This window comes from Sodalis sp. RH16 (assembly GCF_047324245.1).
Taxonomy (GTDB): Bacteria; Pseudomonadota; Gammaproteobacteria; order Enterobacterales; family Enterobacteriaceae; genus Acerihabitans; species Acerihabitans ligni.
Window position 1 is genome coordinate 4,410,235 of record NZ_CP178737.1, and the last position, 22,505, is coordinate 4,432,739.

The following is a 22,505-nucleotide window of genomic DNA, read 5'->3' on the forward strand; positions in this document are numbered from 1 at the left end:
GGCGTCACGGGTTAAAGAAGATTATCAATGATTAGCTTAAAAATCACTATGACAGTAATCTTCAGCGCCCCTTTTGAACTCGATGACCTGTACATCAATTATGAGCAGTAGATCACAGATTTACCGTTGGAAGGCAAGATAGCATTAGGGTAATCGATTACCAAAGCTCATCATCATGAAAAAACCTACGGCAATACGCGATGTGGCCCTGGCGGCGGGGGTCTCTACCGCCACCATATCCCGTTATATGAACGGCAAATTCCATAAGATGGGCGCCGATACCCGGCTGAGAATTGAAAAGACCATCAAATCAATGGGCTATATGCCGAACGATGTGGCGCGCAGCCTGAGAAGCACCAAAAGCAATACTATCGCGGTCATTCTGTCGGATATCCTCAATCCGTATTCCATTGCGATTTTGCAGGGGATTGAAGAAACCTGCGCCGAGTTTGGCTATACCATTTTTGTCTGTAATTCCAAGGAGTCGTCCGCGAAAGAAAAGGAATTTATAGAAATGATGATGGCGAAACGGGTTGATGGATTCGTCATCAATACCAGCGGCGGCAATGATGAACTGATTGCCGGTCTCGCGCACGAAATGCCGGTTGTTCTGGTGGGACGAAAGATAAGCACAGGAACGATAAATTCCGTTGCGGTGAATAATGTCCAAGGGGTTTCCCTGGCCGTCGGGCATTTATTGGCGCGGGGCTGTTCTTCCCTGGCGCTGCTGAGTCCGCGGATTGACCATGTCAGTCCCAGAATCGAACGCGTGGAGGCTTTTCGCGCCCTGGCATCGCAGGAAGAAATGCAGGGTATAGCCAGCGGGATTCATATTATCGATAAGATCGCCGTTGAACCCGTTACCGAGATGCTTGGCAACCTTATTCGCCAAAACCGGTCCCCGGCAAGGATGGGCATTATTGCCGCCAACGGCATGCTGTCCCTGGCGGTACTGAAGGCCGCAAAATCCCTGGATTATGAAATTCCGCGGGATTTTCTCTTTATAGGTTTCGATGATACCGAATGGGCTTCGGTGGCTAACCCCAGCCTGACGGTCATCGCGCAGCCGACCTATGAAATCGGCGCCACCGCGGCGAAGCGGCTGCTGGCCGGTTTAGGGCAAGACGCGGAGCATTCCCAAGGGGAATCCCTCGAGCTTCCCGTTAAATTGATAATGCGAAATTCGACGTTGATTTAATCCCTTTTTTTTCTATGTTTTGGTAATCGATTACCCGCAATGCAGGAGAAATCTATATGCGTATCAAAAGGATTAAAACGCACGTTATCGTGCAGAAATTGGAAACCCAGTTCGGCATGTCTCAATGGCTATGGGATACGCGCGGCAGTTGCCTGGTGGAAATCATCACCGACGACGGTGTGATCGGCTGGGGGGAGTGTTTCGGTCCGGCGAAGGCCAATGCCGCATTGATCCATGAGCTGTACGCGCCGCTGGTAATCGGTCAGGATCCGTTGCTGCGGGCCTCTATTTGGGAAGATTTATATAATCACACCCGGGAATTCGGCCGCAAAGGCATTGCGATTTCCGCCATATCCGGCATCGATATCGCCTTATGGGATATCTTCGGCAAGGTGATGGGGCAGCCTATCGCGAGATTGCTGGGGGGGAATACCTCGGTCCCCATCAAGGCCTACGCATCTTCTTTTTATTATGCCGCCGGCGATCGCGACACGTTGGAAAAAGACGCCGAGGCCTCTGTGGCCCAGGGCTTTGAGGCGTTCAAAATGAAGGTAGGGGGCATGACCCTACAACAGGATGCGGCGAGAGTCGCCAAAGTGCGCAGCCTTATCGGCCCCGGCGCTGGTCTGGCGGTGGACGCCAACCGCGCCTACACCGTCCGTGAGGCCATCCGATTCGGCAAAATGATTGAAGAATACGATATTTCATGGTTCGAAGAGCCGGTGCTGCCGGACGATTTCCAAGGCTATCGGGAAGTCAGGACCGCGCTGGACATGCGCATTGCCGGCGGCGAGTCGGAATTTACCCGCTTTGGCTTCCGGCCCTTTTTGCAGCAGGGCTGCGTGGATATTGTCCAACCGGATGTCGCTGCCTGCGGCGGTCTGGGGGAGGCGCTGAATATCGCCATGATGGCGACGGCCTTCGGCGTCGACTGTTTTCCCCATCTCTGGGGGTCGGCGATTTCTCTGGCGGCGACGCTGCACCTGATTTCCGCCATCCCGGTGGCGGTACCTTCCCTGGTGAGGGAACGTCCGCTGCTTGAGCTCGATCGGGCGCCGAATATCATTCGTGAACAATTATCCGATTTGGTGATTGGCCCGTCGTTCCCGGTGCCGGATAAACCCGGGCTGGGAATTGATATCGATACGGATCTCATCAGGCATTTAGAAATGAAATAAGGCTGATGCCGCTTACCCTACTGCGCTACAAACCCTACAAAGAATGGAATATGACATGAGTAATTCAAAATGGTACCGTATCGGCGTGACGCTGATGATAGGTTTATTTATCGCCTATCTTGATCGATCGAATCTCTCCATCGGACTGCCGGGCATGGAGCGGGATCTGGGCTTTTCCGGCGCGGGCACCAAAAGCCTGGCATTGACCGGCTTTCTTATCGGTTATGCCCTATCCAATTTTTTCGGCGGATTTCTTACCTATAAGCTCAACCCCAAAACAACGATTATCAGCATGGTATTAATCTGGTCTCTGGCCCAGGTATTCACCGCCTGGGTCACCACGCCGACCCTGCTGATTATCTACCGGATTATTTTGGGCATAGCTGAAGGTATTTATTGGCCGCAGCAGTTTCGTTTTGCCCGGGCCTGGTTTACCAAAGATGAAATTACCCGAGGCACTAATCTCATTCAATTCTATGGCCAATTTCTGGCACTGGCCATCGGCTTTCTGGTCCTCACGCCCATTTACGATCTCTTGGGCTGGCAATGGCTATTTTATATCACCGGCGGCCTGGGTATTTTTATCGTGGTGCCTTTATTTTTGATTTTTCTTAAAACGTCTCCGGACGGCGCCGGCAATACCGCCACGGAGGAAGTGCGGCCCGCGGAAAAGCTCACCTTTGATGCTTTGGGCGGTTATCCTTTCCTGTTGCTGGTATTTAGCTATTTTGCCAACGGCATGCTTTTTTGGGGTATTACGCTGTTTATCCCCATGCTGGTGACGTCGCTGGGATTCACCGGATTATGGCAGGGATTCGCCAGCTCTTTGCCTTATATGCTGGCGATTATATTGGCTATCCCGATGTCCTATATCAGCGATCGCAGCCAGAAGCGGGGCCTTATAGCGGCATCGGGCCTGGTGGTGGCCGGGGTGTTGCTGGTGCTGCTGCCGATCATCGCTAATCCGGTGATGAAAATGGCGTTAATCACCTTGGCCATCGGCTATTTTACCAGCAGCTATACCACCAACATCTGGTCTATCATCACCTCCAGCGTCAAGCCGGCGGCGGTGGGACCGGCGGCCGGCGTGGTGAACGGTATCGGCGCGGGCGGCGGCGGCACGGTAGCAGGTTTCGTCGTAGCCTATCTGTTTAAAAGCACCGGCTCATATCTGCCGGGATTCAGCATCATCGGCGCCATGGCGATATTGGGCGGGGTGGCGGTCTATGCTTACAGCCGAATCATCGCACGCCAAAGCCGCTGACAAGCGGCAATAAGCCCGGTTACCTCCGGGCCGCATTTAGACACGCAGTGCCGGTCATGATTGGCCGGCCGAAAGGCCAGCCGTCATGGCGTAATATATCGGATAGACGGCGTTAAAACCCGATTCACCTAGCAGCCTTTCATATAAATAACCCGTTCTCCGGGCATGGTGAGATGGAATTTACTGCCGGGATAGCGTTGCAGCATATAATCGACAAAATGAGCGGGATTATCCGTATTATTGGGAAACATATCGTAATGTATCGGCAATAAATAGTCGCTGCCGACACTGTTATATAAATCCGCCGCCTCTCGAAAAGTCATATTGGGTACGATGCCTCGTTTGAGCCTTGAATAATCACCGCCGTTTATCGGCAAGGCCATCACGTCCGGTTTAAGCTGAATCAGCTCTTCTTCCAGCTCGGCGGTCACCAAGGTATCGCCGCTGTGATAAAACGAGAGGCCGTCGGTTTCGATAAAATAGCCGATGAAACGATGGTGGCCTTGAGCGTTTTTTTCATATTCGCTGTGGGCGGAGGCAAGAGGCGTTATGGAGAAATCGCCGATATGCAGCGTTTCATGGGTGACCGCCGGGGAAATAGCCTGCCGTAAAGAGGCGTATTTTGCCGCCACATCCCCCGCGTCGACGGAAGGGATATAAATCGGTAGGCCAGGCCGATTATTTGCCGCCCGGCATAAGGTTTCCATGTCCATGTGATCGTCATGGAAATGCGTGACCAATAGGGCGTCCGCCTCCTGGATATCTTCCGGCTCAAGCACCGGGGGGAACTGTCGAATAAATTCCGTGCCGGGATGGTTTTTTTCAATGGCGCTGCTGAGATAGGGATCAATGACTATCACATCGCCATGATGATTTTTAATGACCATGCCTGACTGGCCAAGGCTCCACAAGGCAAGGGTATTTTCAGGGAGATGAGTCCGTTCTATTTCTTCTTTGATTATTAAGCGGTCTCTTATGTTAAATGCCATGATAACCTCTGTGTTATTGGCTACGGGCCGCCATTGCATTTCCGCGCCGTTTTCCTGGCGCACGGATAAACCAGCGGATGATTTATGGCGGCGCCTCAATTTAACATTGTAGTACAATGAAAATCACACTTTAGACAAATTATCTCCCCTGATGCTTTCTCATAAACTGCAACACACTTATCCGTCGCGCCGCTGCCTGACAAGCGTATGCTATGCCCCCATCGGAGGATAGCGGCAACATGAGCAAGAAAATCTTTTTACCGCTGGCGGTAGCGCTGGCGCTGGCGGGATGCGCGGGGCATCAGCGGGAAGCGGACAATGGGGTCAATGCCGACAGCACTACCCGGTATCGGATTGAACGGCTTATGGCCCGTCAAGGGACAAACGCCGCCGCAATGGATGAAGGGGAGGCGATCAAGGCCATTTCCGCCGAGTTCCTGGGCACGCCCTATACCGCCGGCACGCTTATCGGGTCGGATACCGTGCCGGAGCGGCTGGTCATCAATTTTAACGGCGTGGATTGTTTTACCTATCTCGATTATGTCTATGCCCTCAGCAAATCCGCCGACGCGGCGCAGTTTAGCGAGCATTTGCGGCAGACCCGCTATGTCGACGGCGACGTCAGCTACGGGCACCGGAAACAGTTTTTCACCGATTGGGCCCATTTGCCGCCCCTGAACGCCACGGATGTCACTCGCGAGGTCAGTCCCGATGCGGTTACCGTCACCAAACATCTCAATCAAGCCGCCGGCGGGGGCAAATATTTCCCGTCCCTTGACGTGACGACGCGGGATATTGCCTATATACCGGCCAGGGCGGTAAATGCCGCCGTCATCCGTCGCCTGAAAAACGGGGATTTTATCGGCATCTATACGCCTAAAGCCGGCATGGACGTCACCCATACCGGAATTTTTGTCATGACCGAGGGCGGTCCTATGCTGCGCAACGCTTCTTCGCGCGCGGCCAACAGAAAAGTGGTGGATTCGCCTTTCCTGGCCTACGTCAAAAGAACGCCGGGTATTGTGGTGCTCAGGGGAATTTAGGCTAAGAGAACGTGCCCGGCGCGGTACCCCCGGGCCGGGCATTCATCAGCCTGAGGTTGATAAAATCAGGCAAACATCCCGCAATAAAATGCATTCCATAATCCGCGGCTTCCTCCTATACCTTAATAACTTGCCCTGCCAATAGCGGAATAGAGGGTTTCGCGGGTTATCAGCGGCATGGGTGCGCTTGGGAGGCAATAACGTGACGTCGCCGGGAATCCTCATTGCCGCCGCGGGCTTGGGAAGCCGATATCTCGCCGCCGGCGGGCAGGGCCTTAAACTCGATCAGCCGGTAAGCGACGGTATTTCCGTCTTTCAGCAGACGCTGAAAAATGCCTGTGATTCAGGGTTGCCGGTGCATGTCGTGACCCGCTCTTCCTCTGGGTCCATCCAGGCCCATTGCCGCTTTTCAGGCATCCCCTATACCTGCCGGGATACCCGCTGCCTCGGCGAGACCATCGCGGAAGGCGTCAGGCATAACGCCGGCTGGGACGGCTGGCTTATCCAGCTGGCCGATATGCCCTTCGTGCCGGTGGGAATATACCGGCTGGTGGCGGATGCGCTGGCACAGCATGTTTCCGCCCGGCCTTTTTACCAGCGGCTGCCGGGGCATCCGGTGGGGTTTGCCCGCCAGGCGAAAGAGTCCCTGCTGCGGTTGCGGGATGCCGAAGGCGCTTCATCTGTGCTCATGCGCTACCCGCCTTATAAAATCCCCGTGATGGACCGGGGAGTGATTCAAGACATCGATTTGCCGTTGCCACCTATGCGGAATAATGACTGATGCAGAATCTGGACCAACAGGTTATCGCCCAATCCCTGGACTGGGTGGCCGGGGAGCCGGTCTGGCTGTGCACCGTACTCTCCACCTACGGTTCATCGCCGCGGGCGCCGGGGACGATGATGGTGATCAATGCCGCCGGTTTATACTGCGGTTCGCTGTCCGGCGGCTGTGTGGAAGAGGATTTTATCAGCCGTATCCGGGCCGGGGAATTCAGGCAAGGCAGCCAAATCGTCCGCTACGGCGACGGTGGCCTACCCCCCAATCGGGCGCTGCCCTGCGGCGGCAAACTGGATATTCTTATCGAGATGCTGCCGGCCGGGCCGGGGAGCGCCGGTTATCTTTCCCGCCTGGGACAGGCGCTCTCAGGCTATCTCTCCCTGCGCAAAGAAGTCATTTTGCCCCATGCCTGCCGTTATCTGGAGGCGTGCGCCTACAGCAGCGCCACCCTGGCCGGCTATGAGGGGAATCGGGTCAGTTTGACCATTGCCGCCGCTCCCCGGCTGATTATTGCCGGTTTATCCACGGTAGCCCTGTACTGCGCCGAATTTTCCATTGCCCTGGGCTTCGAGACCATCGTCTGTGAAAACCGGCCCGACGCCCTGCAAAATTTTGCCCCGCAGCTGCATAAGGACGTTATCGTCAAAGAGACGTTCCCGGCCCGGTATCTTGAACAAGCGGGGTGCCACGGCAATACCGCCGTCGTGGCGCTAACCCACGATCCCCGCATCGACGATTTAACCATGATGGAGGCGGTGAATACCGACTCTTTTTACCTGGGGGTGATGGGTTCCGTGCGCAACAGCCGGCAGCGTTTGCAGCGCCTGGAAACTATCGGCGGTCTTAGCACCGCTCAATTGGCGCGTATCCATGCGCCGGTGGGCATGGATCTTGGCAGCAAAACGCCGGCTGAAATCGCGCTGGCGGTCATGGCGGATATCGTACGCCACAAAAACCGGCATTAACGGGGGCATCCGGGCCCCGGTGGCATCGGCCTGCCGTTAAATCAGTTTATCCATGGTGATGGGCAAATCCCGGACCCGTTTGCCGGTGGCATGATAGACGGCATTGCCGATGGCCGCCGCCACGCCGACGATACCCAATTCGCCCACCGCCTTGCCCCCCAGCGCCGTGGCCCGGTAATCGGGCTCTCCCACGTCAATGGTAATGATGTCCGGCACGTCGGCGTTAATCGCCACCAGGTAATCCGCCAGGTTGTTATTGATGACCCGGCCATGGCGCGGATCGATAACGCCTTCCTCAAGCAGGGCCTGCCCCAATCCCATTACCATGCCGCCGATCCACTGGCTGCGCGCCAGCTTCGGGTTGTAGAGCCGGCCGCTGTCCATCGCCGCCACCATGCGTTTGACCCGGACGGTGCCGAAATCCTCATCCACCCGCACCTCCACAAACTGTGCGCTCCAGCTGTGGGCGGAGACGCCGGGGACGACGGAATGCGTCGATTGTCCCAGCGAGCTGACGATAGCCTCGCGCTCTTGCGCCGACGTTCCCTCTTTAAAGGTATCCGCCATCACCTCCAGGCTGTCCATATGGGCCGACCGCAGTAATTCCCCCAGGGCAATCCCCCGTCCTGGTCGCATGGCCGGACGGACCTCGCCGTCCGCCACCGTCAGGTGGTTTTTGTCCATTTGATGCAGCGGCGAGGCCGGCTGCTCCACCGCCAGGGTAATTAACCGTTCACGCATCATATTGGCGGCTTTGCTTACCGCGCCCATCAGATTGCCCGCCAGCTGTGAGCCGCCCGCCACTCCCGCCAGGGGTAGCTGCGTATCCCCAAGCTGTACGATGATGGTCTCGGACGGCATCTGCAGCACCTCCGCCGCCGCCTGGGCCAGTATGGTATAGGTGCCGGTACCGATATCCGCGCCGGCGCTTTGCACAATCAGCTGCCCGTCCTGGCGCAGGATAAGCTTCGCCTCCGCCGGTATACGGTTCACCGGATAGGTGCCGGACGCCATCCCCCAGCCGATAAGCTCATGTCCGTCACGCATGGATCGCGGGGCAGGGGTGCGTTTTTCCCAGCCGAAGGCTTTTGCTCCCGCCAGCCAGGCGTCGCGCAGATGATGGGTGCTCCAGGGAAGATTCGACTTGAAGTCGTGATCGGGCCAGTTGCGCAACCGCAGTTCCAGCGGATCGATACCCAGGGCATAGGCCATTTCGTCCATCGCCGTCTCCAGGCCGAAGGCGCTGGGATTCTCCCCCGGCGCGCGCATCCAGCCTGGCGTCACGGTATTCAGTGGCACGACCCGGTGGCGGGAATGGACATTGGGTATGGCGTACATCAGCGCGGTGACCCTGTTGCAGGCCTCGATGTGCACATCGTGCAGCGAGGTTTCATTGAAGCTGTCGTGGATGACAGACAGGATTTTACCGTCCCGGGTCGCGCCCATCTCCAGGTTTTGCGACGTGGCCGGCCGTCCGCCCAGACCGGTAAATACCTGCGGCCGGGTGAGGGAGACCTTGATGGGTCGCTTAAGCTCGCGGGCCGCCGCGCAGGCGAGGGCAACGTGGGTATAGGGCACCGGTTTGGAGCCGAAACCGCCCCCCACATAGGGCGAAACGATATGGACATCGGCCTTGTCCATACCCATCCACTGGGCGATTTCGGTTTTCGCCCCGGCCACCCACTGGCTGGGCTCCCATACGGTGAGGCGCTCTCCCTGCCACTGTACCACGCAGGCATGGGGCTCCATGGGCATATTGTATTCACGGGGAGTGGTATAGGTGCCGCGGATGCGTACCGCCGCGCTGTCCATGGCCTGCCGGGCATTGCCCACATCGATATTCAGCGGGTCGAGATTCTTCGGCGCGGCGCGGGCATCGTCGGCAAACACAATGGCCGGGGTCTCCTCATAGTCGATTTCCACCAGCGACGCCGCATAGGTGGCCTGCTCAAAGGTCTGCGCCACCACGATGCCGATATTTTGTCCGTTGTGGATGATGATATCATCCTGAATGGGCGTGTAGGTGGATTGGGCCGCGCCGCCTTTGGCAATGGGCGTCGGCTTGTTGATTTTCAATCCGCTTTGGTGGGTGTAAACCGCCAGCACACCCGTGGACCGCCGCGCATTATCCGCATTCATGCGGGTAATACGCCCGCTGGCGATAGTGGACTGAATCACCACCCCGTACACGACGTCCTCGGGCTGGTGCTCAACGGCATAGGTGGCCTCGCCGCATATCTTAAGCCGGCCGTCGCCCCGGGAGCGGGCAACGCCAACGCCTTGGTACTTTTGTTCGGCGGCGCTGTCGGTTGCCGAAGCTTGCTCCGCCCCCTGTGCGCTGCCTAGCCGCAGGCCGATGCCGCCGGCGGCGGATATTACCGCGGTGGCCTTCAGCAGATGACGGCGCATGGGGTTTGTGGGCTGTTGGCTCATGACTTTTCTCCCGGGCTGGGCTGGCCTGCGGTTAACAGGGCGCGGGTAATGACGCGCGGGGCCAGGACGATTTTAAAACGGTTATGTTCCAGCGGCCGGGCATCGGCGGTAATCAGCGCCGCCGCCCGTCTTATTTCATCTTCATTGAAGGGTTTGCCCCGTAATGCCGCCTCCACGGCGTGCGCGCGCCAGGGTTTGGTGGCGACGCCTCCCATGGCGATATGGATATCGCGAATCACCGTTCCGTCCAGATCCAGACCCACCGCCGCGCTGGCGGCGGCAAATTCGTAGGAGGTGCGATCGCGCACTTTCAGATAATGGGAGCGCCGCAGCGCCGGCACGATGGGCACTTCAACGGCGATAATCATCTCGTCGGCGGCCATATCGTGCTCTTTATCCGGCGTATTGCCCGGCAGCAGATAAAAACTGTCGATGGGAATGCGCCGTTCCTGCCCCGCGGCATTGCGCAAAATCACCCGTGCGTCAAACGCCGTCAGCGCCACAGCAAGATCGCCGGGGTAGAGCGCGACACAGCTCTCGCTCACCCCCAGGACGGCATAATTGCGGTTGATGCCGTGCAGCGCCGAACAGCCGGATCCGGGGCGGCGTTTATTACAGGCGCTGAAGGCGCCGGGGTCACGGAAATAGACGCAGCGGGTGCGTTGGCGCAAATTGCCGCCGATGGTAGCCATGTTGCGTATCTGCGGCGAGGCCGCCTGCCACAGGCTCTCATAAATCACCGGCGCCTGGCTTCGGCAGCGGGCATCGGCCGCCACCTCGCTCATATGCGCCAGTGCGCCGATGCGCAGGGTATCGGCGCTGAAGGTAATGTCATTCAGGCCGGAAAGATGTTTGATATCAATGAGATTTTCCGGGGTTTCCACGCCGCACTTCATCAGATCGAGCTGCGTGGTGCCGCCGGCGATGAATCGGCTGTTGACGCCGCCCGCCTGTGCGATGGCATCATCAATATTCAGCGCCCGATGATAATTGAATTCATTCATACCGACTCCCGCTTGATGTCCTCTGCCGCCTCTTTAACGGCATCGACGATATGGGGATATGCCCCGCAGCGGCAAATATTGCCGCTCATGTATTCGCGGATTTCCCCATCGGAACCGGTGTGGCCCTCTTTGATGCAGGCAATGGCCGACATGATTTGTCCGGGGGTGCAGTATCCGCACTGGAAGGCATCGTGTTTTAAAAAGCTGGCCTGAACCGGATGCAGCGTGCCGTCGCTCTTGGCCACGCCTTCGATGGTGGTGACTTGCCGGTTATGCGCCTGCGCCGCCAGGGTAAGGCAGCTTAATACCCGCTCCCCGTCAAGATGCACCGTACAGGCTCCGCATTGCCCCTGATCGCAGCCTTTCTTGGTGCCCGTCAGCGCCAGATGCTCTCTCAGTACGTCAAGCAGCGTCACGCGGGGATCCAGCGTGACGTCAAAATCTCTATTATTTACATTGAGATGCAACGGGATGTTTTTAGCCATGATGGTCTTCCAGTCAGGATAAAATTGAATGATTGCCGCAATGCTTAAAACGAAGGGAAACAACAGATGGTGACAAGTAACGCCGTGCTGAGATCCTAAGTGTATATGCAGTTTTCACCGGCCGGGTTGCCTGTTATTGCAATTGTCTTGCCTGATTTTTGTTTTTTTGCTTTCCCGGCGCGGCAGGCCTCGCCCCACGCCGGGCCCACGGCCTGTCCGCGCCGCGGGTGTGAAATGCGCTTCGTATCAACTATAATGACTTATCAAAAGGGAAAAATATATTAAGGAAATATGAATGAAAATAATGATGTGTTAGCTCGGTATAACCGGATGACGGGTATATTCATTTAATCTGAAAGTGAGTGCAGACATGTCGGAATTAATGAGCGTCATTGATAAACGAAATAAAAAAATGATAGGCATTATTAATCGGCTGATTTCCGGGGACGGCGTATTCACCACCCGAATGCCCGAAATTAATTTTATACGCTCCTCAAAGCATATTCCGCGCAGCGCGGTAATGTATGAGCCATCCATTGTTATCATTCTGCAGGGAAAAAAGATCGGCACCATGGGTGAACGGCTTTTTATTTATGACAAAAATGAATATCTTACCCTGACCATTCCAATGCCGTTTGAATGCGAGACGATAGGCTCGCCGGACGAGCCGCTGATTGGCATCCTTATCAAGGTGACCCCTACGCTCATTACGGAAATATTATTACAGATGGATAATCCTTCCTTAAGCGGCGAGGATATCGAATTCATTTCAACCCAATCCCTAACCATGCATCAGTCAGGCATTCTGGTGAGATTGGTGGAAAGCCTTGAGCATAATGAACCGGCCAGAATACTGTCGCAAAATATCCTGCGGGAGTTTCTGTATAACATTCTAATGGAAAAAAGCGGCGATAATCTCAAATTTTTGGCCCTGAATAAAGGAAGGCATGGCCAGATAGCCAAGGTATTAAGCCAGATGCACGCCCATTACGCGAATAATTTCGATATGGCCGATCTGGCTAAAGAGAGCGGAATGAGCGTGTCGGCTTTTCATTCCCATTTCAAGGCCATTACCCATTCCACGCCGCTGCAATATCTTAAGGAGATCCGCCTGCATAAAGCGCGCCTGATGATGCTGCATGATAATATGACCGCCTCCCGGGCCGCCAGCATCGTCGGTTACAGCAGCAATTCCCAGTTCAGCCGGGAATTCAAACGGCTGTTTGGCGATGCGCCCACCATCGATTCCGCCAAAACGAAAAGAATCTGGCTCAAGGAGAAAAGCGGATGAATGCAGGCCGACCGGAACAGGGCGGCAGCGGGTTAACTTCCGGTTTTATTTGAGCATGTCCGCCAGTTCATCCGCGCCCTTGTCAATGCCCACCTTCGCGGCGCTCAGCGAACCGACGCTGGCGCCGACGTTGAGGGCATTGGGATACTGTTTGGCGACATAGGCGTTAAGCAGGCGGCGGGTTGAAGCATCCGAAATTTCCACGGCGTAGTTCACGGAGCCGTTCATCAACCCCTCCTTGCCGCGAATGGACTGAACGATGTTATAGGGGCCGCCGGCCAAATCGAACTTGGTAAAGGTACCGATCACCGGCGTGGTGGTCTTGGCGCCGGTGAGCGTCAGTTTTACCCGCAGAGTATCCAAAGAGGGGATGGTGACTTCCCTGAAACGGGCCCGCAGTTTTTCACTGAACTGATTTTGCATGTAGTGGACCAGCGCTTGCCGGTCTGACGGGTCCATATCGCCAAACTGGTTGTCCGGACCCTGATAGAGGGCAACGGGTTCAATAATGATGCTGGTGTATTTTTTCCAGTCAACCGGCTCCGCGTAACGGTAGGGAATGCGATACGATGCTTCATCGGTGTTGGGTCTTAACCGGGAAGATGAGTCAAGATTTTGATAGCGGGCGGGGGGCGTTGATGAACACGCCGCCAAGGCGATGCACAGAATAAGAAGCGCGGGTCGAGATTTCCTGAAGGTTGTTTGCATTTGAACGGCCCTATTATGAAAGAAGACAATGATGGCTATTTTTTATTAATGAACCAAACTGTACGGTTTAGTTTTGCATTGATATGATTTGTTTGTCAAGAAAATGTACACTTGAGTTTATTTATGTCGCAGGAGAAACCATGAAGGTTCGAACGCAGGCCCGCCGCGAGGCCATTGTTGAGGCTGCCGCCCGGCTCTTTCAGGAAATGGGCTATGAACGCGCGTCGATGAATGAATTGTCCAAACGCCTGGGCGGCTCCAAAGCCACCCTGTACAGCTATTTTTCGTCCAAAGAGGAGCTGTTCACCGCCGTTATCCATGCCTATGCCACTCAGCACCTGACCGAGGCAGCGGAAGAGTTGACGGCTTACGACGATAAGACGGAAACGCTGGAAGACAAACTGATGCGTTTCGGAAAGCGGATGTTGAAGGTATTGGTAAACGACAACAGTGCGTTATCCGTTTATCGCATGGTCGTGGGAGAGGCCGGGCATTCCGATATCGGGACGCTGTTTTATGAGTCCGGTCCCAGGGCAAGCATTGAAAAATTATCGGCATTGCTGGCCGGCGCCATGGATCGTGAGGAGCTGCGGGTGGGCGATCCCTATATCCGGGCATTGCAGTTTCTGGCGCTGTTGACCGCCGAGACCGAAGTCCGCATCTATCAGCGTCAGTCCCAGCCGGTCAGCCTTGCCAGAATCCATGAGATGACCCGCTGCGCGGTGAATCTATTTCTGTATGGCGCAGCACCGCCGGCGCGCCCGGCGCCGGCAAACCTGAAATAACCCAGAGCGATAATCAGCCGCTGGCGTGTTAAGGAGAATAACCGGCATCATGGCGATGCCGCGATTATTCCTCAAAGGTGTTGAAATACCTTTGCGGCGTTTCCCCTAGGGTTCGCCTGAACATGGCGATAAAGGCGCTGCCGTTGAAATAGCCCAGCCGCTGGGCTATCTCCTCGATGGTGCGGCCCTGCGCCATCAAACTGATGGACTCCATGATTTTGAGCTGTTGCCGCCATTGGGAAAACGTCAGGCCGGTATCATGGCGAAACAGCCGGGACAGCGTGCGCGGCGTGGCGCCGACCCCGGCGCTTAGCTGGTCCAACGTATCCTCGTTACCCAGGTCCGCCGTTAATATCCGGGTAACGGCGCACAAACGGCGCTCGCGGGGAAAGGGGAGGAAACCCGCCGTGGCCGGCGCGGCGGCGCTGAGTTCATGAAACAGCAGCGGCAGCATCAGCCGGTGGCGCTGATAATTGATTTCCCCCGGTTCGTCGGGGGGCGTCAGCGCCTCAATGAGGTAGTGCACCATCTTCGAGATGAGAATGACGCAATAATCCTCCACCTGCTTGTGGCCGGGATTTTCCGGTAAATAGAGGTTGTGGGTTACGGCATCGCCCAGCGCATGGATCTGGTGCGGCAATTCCGAGGGGATCCACAGCCCCCGATAGGGCGGCAGCGTCCATATGCCGGTGGCGGTGTGAATTTTGATCGAGCCCCGGCTGGCGTAGGTGAGCTGGGCCGTTTTATGGGAATGCCATACTTCGGATTGCAAATGCGCGTAGCGATAGGATATAAACGAAACGCACTCCCCGGCGGAGGCCGCGGGGACGGACGGGCGAACAGCGGGTAACCCCGCCTCTGCAAGGCTCGCGTTGTTCTTCATGATCGGGGATATTTATCCTTAACGGTATTGTGCTGCTGATTCATCACATCCTCTTTGGTACCGGCCGGCGGCGGTGTTGTTTCACACCGCCGCCCCGGCGCCGGAAAGCCCCTTCAAGAGCGCTCCTGGAATAATCCGCTGAATAATGCCTGAAATTTTTGTCCGGCGGCGCAGGTTTTAGGACAACTTTCGTCCTGAAAAAAGGGTGGCGCCGGAACACACCTTACAACGGACAACCTTCACCTTTCAATAAGAAGAAAAATCATTATCATTCGCCTTCAAGTCTAGGCTGTGACAACGGGCCGCAGAGTCTGTACGCCAGTGAGCATTCTTTTCTTAAACAGGCAGGAATCAGGCAGGGTTGAAGGCATGAGTAAGTTAACATCAAGGCAATCCGGGGGGTTCCGGCCCCGGCGGCAATGGACGGTAGGATTTAAATTAAGCGCACTGGCCCTGGCGCTGGCCGGCGCACCGGCATTCGGCGCCGAGCAGACCGGCGGCGAGGGCAATACAGCCAGCGTGATGGTCGTGACCGGTAAACCTGACGGTACGTCAATACCGGTGGCGAAATCGGCGACGGGCGCCACCAAGACCGATACTCCCCTCCTTGAAATCCCGCAATCCGTCTCGGTGGTGAACAAGGAACAGATGACGGCGCAAAACGCCCAGACCGTCGCCCAGGCGCTGCGTTATACCGCGGGGGTGCGATCCGAAATCCGCGGGGATTCCACCGCCGGCGCGCCTTACCTGTTTAGCCGGGGCTTTTATCTGGAACAATTCCTCGACGGTTCGAGAATGCCCAGCGACACCAGTTTCGGCTATGCCATTGCCAATTTTGATCCCTACGGGCTGGAACGTATCGAAATCCTGCACGGACCGGCTTCCGTTCTTTACGGACAGGTGAATCCCGGCGGCGTGGCGAATCTGGTGAGCAAGCGTCCCACCGCGACGCCGGTACATGAGGTTTTTACCACCATCGGCAGCCACAATCGCTACCAGGCCGGTTTTGATCTGGGGGGAAAACTCACCGATGACGGCAGGCTGCTTTATCGGCTTACCGGCACGGGACTGGACAGCGATACCCAGGTGAAGGATACCCGGCAGAAACGGCTGTATATCGCCCCCGCCGTGACCTGGCGGCCCAATGACGATACGTCTCTGACGATACTGGCCAAATACCAGCGCGATCCCGACGTCGGCTATTATAATTTCGTCCCGGCGGCGGGCAGTCTGTTCAACGCCGCCGACGGCAAGATATCACCCCATACCAATATGGGCGCGCCGGGCTTCGATAATCACTCCAGAACGCAATATTCGGTAGGCTACGAATTTGAACACCGCCTGAATAATGTTTTCATCCTGCGGCAGAATACCCACTACAGCTATGTCAAAGATGATTTGGATAACGTATTCAGCAACGGCTTTGCGGCGGGATCCGACGATACGGTGAATCGCTATGCGTTTTTCAATGATGAGCATGCCAAGGTTTTCACCATCGACAATCAGGTATTGGCGGATTTCGATACCGGTCCGGTATCCCATACCCTGCTTACCGGCGTGGATTTCCAGCGCATTTTATACCGGGAAACCGTAGGGCTGGGGGCCGCGCCGACGCTGAATGTCTTCTCGCCGGATTATGGCGATATCGCCGCCCCGGCCACGTCATCGGACGATTTTATCCGGCAAAAACAGCTCGGGGCCTATAGCCAGGATCAGATGAGCTTCGGCAACTGGCGCTACCTGTTGGGCGTGCGTGAAGATTGGGCGGACGCCGACGATGTCAATCCCGTCACCGCTTCCTCCACCGCGCAGTCTTCCCGTGCCTTCACCTGGCGCACCGGGCTGGTTTACCTGTTTGACAACGGTATTGCGCCTTATGCCAGTTTCGCCAAGTCCTTTACTCCTCAGGTGGGCGAGCTTTATGGCGGCGGTATGGCGAAACCCACCACCGCCAATCAGTATGAAGTGGGGGTCAAATACCAGCCGGCGGGCTCCGAGAGTTTTACCACGGCTTCGCTTTTTGATCTTACCGAGGAAAATGTCCTGACCGCCGACGCCGAACATACGGGTTTTTCCACCCAGGCCGGCAAGGTGAGATCCAAAGGACTGGAGCTGGAGGAACATGCCCGACTCACCGACAACCTGCAGCTGATAGCGTCTTACACCTATCTTCATGCCGTGACGGTCGACTCCAACGATTCTGCCACCACCCTCGACGGCGATAGCACGCCGCTGGCCGGGAAACGAATATGGGGCATGCCGCGCAATACGGTATCCACCTGGCTGGATTACAGCTTCCATAACGGTATTCTGCAGGGCTTCGGCACCAGCGCCGGGGTGCGCTACCTCAGCGCGAGCTATGACACCTCGAACACCATCCGCGTGCCCTCGGTGACCCTGTTCGACGCAGGCGTGCACTATGACACGGGACAACACTGGCTGTTATCGCTGAACGCCATGAATCTGTTCGACCGCCATTACGTCGCCTCCTGCTATAGCGCCAATACCTGTACCTACGGCGACGGCGCGGAAGTGCTGGCCACGGCCCGCTACCGGTGGTAAGGGCGATGCTCCCCCGCGGCGGCGCGCGCCGCCTTCAGCCGTCGGCGGGCTGAGACCATGCTGCGGCGCGGATTCATCAAGACGCTGGCCCTGTGGCTGCTGACGCTGCCGGCCATTCCACGGCGGGCCTGGAGCGGGATGCAGGCGGCGGGCGACGTCACGTCGCCGGCGCCCCGGCTGGCGGTATTGGACTGGGGCCTGGCGGAAACGGTGCTGGCGCTGGGCATAACGCCGGTGGGCGTGGCTGAGATCGATGGCTACCGCGATAACGTGGTAATCCCCGCCATACCCGCAGGAGTAGCGGATGTGGGGCTGCGCCTCGCGCCCTCCCTCGAGTGGCTGCAACAGCTCGCGCCGGACTTCATCCTGATCAATTCAAGCCAGGAGGCGCAGCGGGCCATGCTGGAGCGCATCTGCCCGGTGCGCGCCTTTGCGGTTTATACCGACCAGGGCGCGCCATTGTCCCATGCGCAGCGGATTACCCTTGAACTGGGACGGTTATGCCGGCGGGAAGCGGCGGCCGGCGAACTGATTGCCCAGACCCGCCAAACCCTTGCCCGCGCCGGCGCCGAGCTGGATTCGTCTCGGCGGCGCCTGGCGTCGGAGCCCATTTATCTGATTCGATTTTTCGATGCTCTGCATATCGGCATTTACGGCGAGCGCAGCCTTTTTCAGGACGTCATGGATGCGCTGGGCGTCAAGAACGCCTGGCGCGGCCCGACGGACTATTGGGGCATCGGCGTCGCCGGACTGGAGGCCTTGGCGGCGCGGCAGGAAGCAGCCATTGTCTATTTCACCCCGTTGCCGGCGCCGGTGGCGGCGGGTTTGCAAGGCAACCGGCTTTGGCAGGCGCTGCCGGCGGTAAAACAGCGTCGGGTTTATGGGCTGGCGCCGTTTTGGGGATTCGGCATGCTGCCTTCCGCCGGCCGTTTCGCCCGGGAGCTGGCGGCGGCGCTAAAAGCGCAGGGGAATGATAACAGCCCGGGCGCCGTGGGAGAAACCGCGAAATGAGCGGCGTTTTCCGTGCCGGTACCCTCCGGATATCCAGGCCGTGGCCGCTGTTGCTGATGGTTTTGGCCTTCGCCGCCGGCGCGGTTCTCAGCCTGGAAAACCTGTCGTTGATTCTACCTGTTTCGCGCTGGTGGCAGACCTTTCTTTCAACGCCGGGGCAGGATATCAGACATATCATGGTTTTTGACGGCTGGCTGCCGCGGCTGGCTATCAGCGTCTTGTGCGGCGCGGTGCTGGGATTGGCGGGCACGCTTTTCCAGCAGGTGCTGAAAAACCCGCTGGCGGAACCCATGACCCTTGGGGTGAGCGCAGGGGCGCAGCTGGCGCTCACCCTGTTTACCCTGTGGGCGCCGGCGGTCATGCTCCATCATCCGCAATGGGCGGCCCTGGGCGGCGCCCTGGCGGCGGCTTTTATCGTTCTGGCGCTATCCCGGCCACGGCAGTATGAGCCCTCGGCGGTATCGGTGGCGGGACTGGTGGTCACCCTGTTTTGCGGCTCCGTCATCATGGCCCTGCAACTGCTGTATACGCCCTACCTACACAGCCTGTTTATCTGGGGCGGCGGCTCGCTGCTGCAGCAGGATTGGCGCAATGTCGCCGTGCTGGGCCTGCAGTTTCTGGCCGGAATGTGCTTCGCCTTTCTGCTGTTGCGGCCGCTGACGGTATTGGCGCTGGGGGACGGCCACTCCGGCAGCCTGGGACTGGGATCGGGAACCATAAGGATCGCCGGCTTTACCCTGGCGGTGGCGCTCAGCGCCGGCGTGGTGAGCGCGGTGGGCGTTATCGGCTTTGTCGGGCTGTCCGCGCCGGCCCTTGCCCGGCTGGCGGGCGCGCGGCGGCTCAGGCAGCGCCTGATTGCCGCGCCGCTGTGCGGAGCGCTGGTGCTCTGGCTGACCGACCAGACGGTGCAGCGGTTTTCAGCCATGATGGGAGAAATTCCCACCGGCGCCGCCACCGCCTTGTTCGGCGCCCCGCTTATGCTGCTGTTGCTGGCGCGTTTTCAGCCGGCGACGTCCGGCGTGGAACCCCCTTATGCCGGCGCCTCTCTTCAGCGGCCTGGGGATCCGGGTATTTATCGCCGCTTTGCGGCGCTGGTGTTATTGCTGGCGCTGGCGATGGCGCTCTCCCTTGATTTTGGCCGCACGCCGGGCGGATGGCATTTCACCGCCTTGCATGCGCTGCCGCAGGTGTCCCTCTGGCGCGTACCGCGCGCGGTGGCCGCCATGGCCTCAGGCACGATGCTGGCCGTGGCGGGGGTCTTAATCCAGCGGCTGACGGGCAACGCGCTGGCCAGTCCGGAATTGCTGGGAGTCAGCGCGGGAGCGGCCCTCGGACTGGTGGCCCTGTTGCTGTATCAAGGGGACGCATTGCCTATCTTGCGCCTGTCGGTCTCCACCCTCGGCGCCCTGGCGGCGCTGCTGGCCATTCTCTCTTTCGCGCGACGAACGCGGTTCTCACCCCAGCGCATCCTGCTGGCGGGCATTGCCGTCAGCGCGTTGCTGCAGGCCGTTGTCGCGGTGGTGGTGGCGGGGGGAGGAGATCGCGCCGCCGCGCTTATCGCCTGGCTTGCCGGTTCCACCTATTCCATCGGCCCCGCCGAGGCGCGGAATGCGCTGCTGCTCTGCCTGCTGCTGTGCCTGGCGACGCCGTGCTGCCATCGCTGGCTGACCATTTTACCCCTTGGCGAAATGACATCCACCGCGCTGGGCGTGGCGACGCCCCAGGCCAGATTGGCGGTGTTGGGATTGATTGCCCTGCTGACGGCGGCGGCGACGCTGGTTGTCGGTCCCGTGTCGTTTATCGGCCTCACCGCGCCGCATTTTGCCCGGCTGATGGGCGCGCGGCGGCCAACGCACCAACTGCTGCTGGCGCCGCCGCTGGGGGCTCTGATGCTGGTGGCGGCCGACTGGCTGGGACGCACCCTGCTGATGCCCAGGGAACTGCCGGCAGGCCTGGTGGCGACGCTGCTGGGCGCGCCCTATTTGATGTGGCTATTGATGCGGCGGCGCTGACGGGGAACGGGCTCACCCGGCTGCAGCTTGGCATGCGGGGCGTCATTAAGAGATTGCCTTGGTTGAAATCGTCACATTACCGAGAATCTATCAGGAGCTGAAAATGAAGGAAGCCGATACCGGCGCTCCGGCATCAACTATGATGGCGGAAGTATTACGATTGCTTAAACCCTTCTGGCCGGTGGTGGCCACGGCGACCCTGCTGGGCATTGTGGGCGGGCTGACCGCCACCGGCCTGTTGGGACGCATTAACCAGACGCTGCAGCGGGGCGAACTGACGCCGGGCTTCTGGCTGGACTTCGCCGGACTGCTGTCCGTCAGCGTGGCGGGCACCTCCGTCGCCGGCGTCCTGAACAGCCTGATCGGCCAGAAAATCATTGCCTCGCTGCGCAAGGACATTTCGTCGCGCATCCTGCGCGCGCCGCTGGATGCCATCGAGCGTTACCGCTCCCACCGGCTGTTGGCCACGCTGAATAATGACATCGATACCGTCAGCGCCTTCACCTTTAATTTCTCGACCTATGCCATTGCGCTGGCGATGGCGCTGGGAGGACTGGTCTATCTGTTATGGCTGTCCCGGACGCTGTTTGTTTTCTCCGTGGCCTTTCTTGTCGCCGGGATGTTGTTGACCGCGTTTTCGCGCCACGGCTGGATGAAGGATTATGAAGGGGTGCGGGATGCCCAGGATGATTTGCAAAAGCAGTACCGCGCCATCATCGAAGGCGCAAAAGAGCTGCGCATCAACCAGGACCGCCGGGCGCGGGTATTCGGCATCCAGCTTGGCGGCGCCGTGGACGCCATCGCCCGGCTGAAAAGCCATGCCATGGGCCGGTACTGGCTGATGAGCGGCGCCAGTACCGCCTTGCTGTTTATCTTTATCGGCATCATGCTGACCGCGCGCCGGCAATTGGGAATTGATTCCGCCGATGTCAGCGCCGCGGTCATCGTCCTGTTGTTTATCAAAGGCCCGATGGAACAGTTGGCCGGCGCCCTGCCGGTCATGGGGCAGGCCTTCGTCTCGATGAAAAAACTGGCGGCGCTGTCCGCGGCATTCAGTAATCCCGAGCCGGATATCTCGCTGGCGCCGCAGGAGGTGGGGGAGCCTGTGTTATCGATGAACAGCCTTGCTCTCGAACAGGTGGGGTATACCTTCTTGCCGGACGGCGGGACGGGTTTCTCCCTCGGACCGGTGAGCCTGGATATCCGCGCCGGCGAGATTCTGTTTATCGTCGGTAAAAACGGCTCCGGCAAGACCACCCTCATTAAGCTTCTGCTGGGGCTGTACGCCCCGGACCGGGGTCGGATCCTGTATAACGGGCAGCCGGTAACCGCGGCCGGCCGGGATGCGTATCGCCGGCTGTTTACCACCGTGTTCGCCGATTATTATCTTTTTGACGAAATCCTGGTGGACCCGGTTCGGGCGCAGGAGAGCCAGCGTTATCTGGAACGATTGGATCTTGCCCGCAAGGTCCGGATTCAAAACGGGCGTTTTTCCACCACGGACCTCTCCACCGGCCAGCGCAAGCGGCTGGCCCTGCTGCAGGCCTATCTCGAGGATCGCCCGGTTATCGTGTTTGATGAATGGGCGGCGGACCAGGATCCGGTGTTTCGGCAGGTGTTTTACACTGAACTGCTGCCCGATCTCAAACGGAGGGGAAAAACGCTTATCGTCATTTCTCATGACGACCGGTATTTCTCTGCCGCTGACCGGATTATTTATATGGCAGACGGCAGAATAGCAAAATAACCCCAGCGCAATCTACGGTGGAACGTGCCACCGGCTTAAGTCATACCGAACTCTGCCTACTGACAAATCTCGACGCATAAAAATGCGTCAACTGTGGCGCTGCCCTTGGCTGACATGAATATCTTTTAAGCCGACTGACCCGGGGATAGCGGGCTTAGCCGGCTTTGAT

General features: G+C 58.1%; 18 protein-coding genes. 12 read left to right on the forward strand and 6 right to left on the reverse strand.

All coding sequences use genetic code 11. The features are described from left to right. The first annotated feature begins 175 nt into the window (after positions 1-175). The 3 genes from ACL2XJ_RS20205 to ACL2XJ_RS20215 are packed head-to-tail and all read left to right on the forward strand — an operon-like array spanning position 176 to position 3,640. Positions 176-1,198: a LacI family DNA-binding transcriptional regulator gene (locus ACL2XJ_RS20205; RefSeq protein ID WP_413724284.1), complete on the forward strand. Its 1,023-nt coding sequence runs from the start codon at positions 176-178 to the stop codon at positions 1,196-1,198. Between the two features lie 56 nt (positions 1,199-1,254). Continuing rightward, the gene (locus ACL2XJ_RS20210) at positions 1,255-2,376 is read left to right on the forward strand and encodes a mandelate racemase/muconate lactonizing enzyme family protein (protein ID WP_413724285.1); all 1,122 of its coding nucleotides are present in this window, start codon (positions 1,255-1,257) and stop codon (positions 2,374-2,376) included. Between the two features lie 55 nt (positions 2,377-2,431). Next, entirely contained in the window at positions 2,432-3,640 is a 1,209-nt protein-coding gene (locus ACL2XJ_RS20215) for an MFS transporter (protein ID WP_413724286.1), read from the forward strand. A gap of 128 nt (positions 3,641-3,768) precedes the next feature. Here the strand turns inward: ACL2XJ_RS20215 and ACL2XJ_RS20220 are convergent, their stop codons facing one another. Beyond that, the gene (locus ACL2XJ_RS20220; protein WP_132921845.1) at positions 3,769-4,629 is read right to left on the reverse strand and encodes an MBL fold metallo-hydrolase; all 861 of its coding nucleotides are present in this window, start codon (positions 4,627-4,629) and stop codon (positions 3,769-3,771) included. Positions 4,630-4,868: 239 nt separating this feature from the next. On the opposite strand from ACL2XJ_RS20220, the gene ACL2XJ_RS20225 reads away from it, so the two are divergent. The 3 genes from ACL2XJ_RS20225 (at position 4,869) to ACL2XJ_RS20235 (ending at position 7,415) form a co-directional block, all read left to right on the forward strand. Beyond that, complete coding sequence (locus tag ACL2XJ_RS20225) at positions 4,869-5,672, forward strand: DUF1460 domain-containing protein (protein ID WP_413724287.1); 804 nt, start codon at positions 4,869-4,871, stop codon at positions 5,670-5,672. A 202-nt stretch (positions 5,673-5,874) separates the two neighbouring features. Beyond that, positions 5,875-6,453 (forward strand): nucleotidyltransferase family protein, encoded by a 579-nt coding sequence (locus tag ACL2XJ_RS20230; RefSeq protein ID WP_413724288.1) that lies wholly within the window; start codon positions 5,875-5,877, stop codon positions 6,451-6,453. Further along, positions 6,453-7,415, forward strand: coding sequence for an XdhC family protein (locus tag ACL2XJ_RS20235; RefSeq protein WP_413724289.1), 963 nt, complete (start codon positions 6,453-6,455; stop codon positions 7,413-7,415). The genes ACL2XJ_RS20230 and ACL2XJ_RS20235 overlap by 1 nt, the downstream gene beginning before the upstream one ends. A gap of 36 nt (positions 7,416-7,451) precedes the next feature. Here ACL2XJ_RS20235 and ACL2XJ_RS20240 read toward each other — a convergent pair whose 3' ends face one another. Genes ACL2XJ_RS20240 through ACL2XJ_RS20250 form a run of 3 tightly spaced genes read right to left on the reverse strand, consistent with a single transcriptional unit; the run spans position 7,452 to position 11,337 of the window. Then, positions 7,452-9,848: a xanthine dehydrogenase family protein molybdopterin-binding subunit gene (locus ACL2XJ_RS20240; RefSeq protein ID WP_413724290.1), complete on the reverse strand. Its 2,397-nt coding sequence runs from the start codon at positions 9,846-9,848 to the stop codon at positions 7,452-7,454. Further along, positions 9,845-10,852: an FAD binding domain-containing protein gene (locus ACL2XJ_RS20245; protein ID WP_413724291.1), complete on the reverse strand. Its 1,008-nt coding sequence runs from the start codon at positions 10,850-10,852 to the stop codon at positions 9,845-9,847. Before ACL2XJ_RS20245 ends, ACL2XJ_RS20240 begins: the two co-directional genes overlap by 4 nt. Next, positions 10,849-11,337 carry a (2Fe-2S)-binding protein gene (locus ACL2XJ_RS20250; RefSeq protein ID WP_413724292.1) on the reverse strand — a complete coding sequence of 163 codons (489 nt, stop codon included), beginning with the start codon at positions 11,335-11,337 and terminating at the stop codon, positions 10,849-10,851. The genes ACL2XJ_RS20245 and ACL2XJ_RS20250 overlap by 4 nt, the downstream gene beginning before the upstream one ends. Before the next feature lie 370 nt (positions 11,338-11,707). On the opposite strand from ACL2XJ_RS20250, the gene ACL2XJ_RS20255 reads away from it, so the two are divergent. Next, entirely contained in the window at positions 11,708-12,628 is a 921-nt protein-coding gene (locus tag ACL2XJ_RS20255; RefSeq protein WP_413724293.1) for an AraC family transcriptional regulator, read from the forward strand. Positions 12,629-12,673: 45 nt separating this feature from the next. On the opposite strand, the gene ACL2XJ_RS20260 is transcribed toward ACL2XJ_RS20255, so the two are convergent. Further along, on the reverse strand, positions 12,674-13,336 hold the full coding sequence (locus ACL2XJ_RS20260) for a DUF3313 family protein (protein ID WP_413724294.1): 663 nt from the start codon (positions 13,334-13,336) through the stop codon (positions 12,674-12,676). A gap of 140 nt (positions 13,337-13,476) precedes the next feature. Here ACL2XJ_RS20260 and ACL2XJ_RS20265 point away from each other — a divergent pair, with 140 nt between their 5' ends. Next, positions 13,477-14,121, forward strand: a complete 645-nt coding sequence (locus ACL2XJ_RS20265) for a TetR/AcrR family transcriptional regulator (protein ID WP_413724295.1) — start codon at positions 13,477-13,479, stop codon at positions 14,119-14,121. A gap of 64 nt (positions 14,122-14,185) precedes the next feature. Here ACL2XJ_RS20265 and ACL2XJ_RS20270 read toward each other — a convergent pair whose 3' ends face one another. Continuing rightward, positions 14,186-15,004 carry an AraC family transcriptional regulator gene (locus tag ACL2XJ_RS20270; protein ID WP_413724296.1) on the reverse strand — a complete coding sequence of 273 codons (819 nt, stop codon included), beginning with the start codon at positions 15,002-15,004 and terminating at the stop codon, positions 14,186-14,188. Positions 15,005-15,373: 369 nt separating this feature from the next. On the opposite strand from ACL2XJ_RS20270, the gene ACL2XJ_RS20275 reads away from it, so the two are divergent. The 4 genes from ACL2XJ_RS20275 (at position 15,374) to ACL2XJ_RS20290 (ending at position 22,336) form a co-directional block, all read left to right on the forward strand. Continuing rightward, positions 15,374-17,566: a TonB-dependent siderophore receptor gene (locus ACL2XJ_RS20275; protein WP_413724297.1), complete on the forward strand. Its 2,193-nt coding sequence runs from the start codon at positions 15,374-15,376 to the stop codon at positions 17,564-17,566. 57 nt (positions 17,567-17,623) lie between these two features. Further along, the gene (locus tag ACL2XJ_RS20280; RefSeq protein ID WP_132921833.1) at positions 17,624-18,577 is read left to right on the forward strand and encodes an ABC transporter substrate-binding protein; all 954 of its coding nucleotides are present in this window, start codon (positions 17,624-17,626) and stop codon (positions 18,575-18,577) included. Further along, the gene (fhuB, locus tag ACL2XJ_RS20285; protein WP_413724298.1) at positions 18,574-20,589 is read left to right on the forward strand and encodes a Fe(3+)-hydroxamate ABC transporter permease FhuB; all 2,016 of its coding nucleotides are present in this window, start codon (positions 18,574-18,576) and stop codon (positions 20,587-20,589) included. Before ACL2XJ_RS20280 ends, fhuB begins: the two co-directional genes overlap by 4 nt. A 103-nt stretch (positions 20,590-20,692) precedes the next feature. Beyond that, positions 20,693-22,336 carry a cyclic peptide export ABC transporter gene (locus tag ACL2XJ_RS20290; protein WP_413724299.1) on the forward strand — a complete coding sequence of 548 codons (1,644 nt, stop codon included), beginning with the start codon at positions 20,693-20,695 and terminating at the stop codon, positions 22,334-22,336. Positions 22,337-22,505: the final 169 nt, after the last annotated feature.

Excerpts from the sequence above, each read along its gene's own strand:
- ACL2XJ_RS20205 (WP_413724284.1), top strand. The coding sequence starts at position 176 with ATGAAAAAACCTACGGCAATACGCGATGTGGCCCTGGCGGCGGGGGTC.
- ACL2XJ_RS20210 (WP_413724285.1), top strand. The coding sequence starts at position 1,255 with ATGCGTATCAAAAGGATTAAAACGCACGTTATCGTGCAGAAATTGGAA.
- ACL2XJ_RS20215 (WP_413724286.1), top strand. The coding sequence starts at position 2,432 with ATGAGTAATTCAAAATGGTACCGTATCGGCGTGACGCTGATGATAGGT.
- ACL2XJ_RS20220 (WP_132921845.1), bottom strand. The coding sequence starts at position 4,629 with ATGGCATTTAACATAAGAGACCGCTTAATAATCAAAGAAGAAATAGAA.
- ACL2XJ_RS20225 (WP_413724287.1), top strand. The coding sequence starts at position 4,869 with ATGAGCAAGAAAATCTTTTTACCGCTGGCGGTAGCGCTGGCGCTGGCG.
- ACL2XJ_RS20235 (WP_413724289.1), top strand. The coding sequence starts at position 6,453 with ATGCAGAATCTGGACCAACAGGTTATCGCCCAATCCCTGGACTGGGTG.
- ACL2XJ_RS20240 (WP_413724290.1), bottom strand. The coding sequence starts at position 9,848 with ATGAGCCAACAGCCCACAAACCCCATGCGCCGTCATCTGCTGAAGGCC.
- ACL2XJ_RS20245 (WP_413724291.1), bottom strand. The coding sequence starts at position 10,852 with ATGAATGAATTCAATTATCATCGGGCGCTGAATATTGATGATGCCATC.
- ACL2XJ_RS20250 (WP_413724292.1), bottom strand. The coding sequence starts at position 11,337 with ATGGCTAAAAACATCCCGTTGCATCTCAATGTAAATAATAGAGATTTT.
- ACL2XJ_RS20255 (WP_413724293.1), top strand. The coding sequence starts at position 11,708 with ATGTCGGAATTAATGAGCGTCATTGATAAACGAAATAAAAAAATGATA.
- ACL2XJ_RS20260 (WP_413724294.1), bottom strand. The coding sequence starts at position 13,336 with ATGCAAACAACCTTCAGGAAATCTCGACCCGCGCTTCTTATTCTGTGC.
- ACL2XJ_RS20265 (WP_413724295.1), top strand. The coding sequence starts at position 13,477 with ATGAAGGTTCGAACGCAGGCCCGCCGCGAGGCCATTGTTGAGGCTGCC.
- ACL2XJ_RS20270 (WP_413724296.1), bottom strand. The coding sequence starts at position 15,004 with ATGAAGAACAACGCGAGCCTTGCAGAGGCGGGGTTACCCGCTGTTCGC.
- ACL2XJ_RS20275 (WP_413724297.1), top strand. The coding sequence starts at position 15,374 with ATGAGTAAGTTAACATCAAGGCAATCCGGGGGGTTCCGGCCCCGGCGG.
- ACL2XJ_RS20280 (WP_132921833.1), top strand. The coding sequence starts at position 17,624 with ATGCTGCGGCGCGGATTCATCAAGACGCTGGCCCTGTGGCTGCTGACG.
- fhuB (WP_413724298.1), top strand. The coding sequence starts at position 18,574 with ATGAGCGGCGTTTTCCGTGCCGGTACCCTCCGGATATCCAGGCCGTGG.
- ACL2XJ_RS20290 (WP_413724299.1), top strand. The coding sequence starts at position 20,693 with ATGAAGGAAGCCGATACCGGCGCTCCGGCATCAACTATGATGGCGGAA.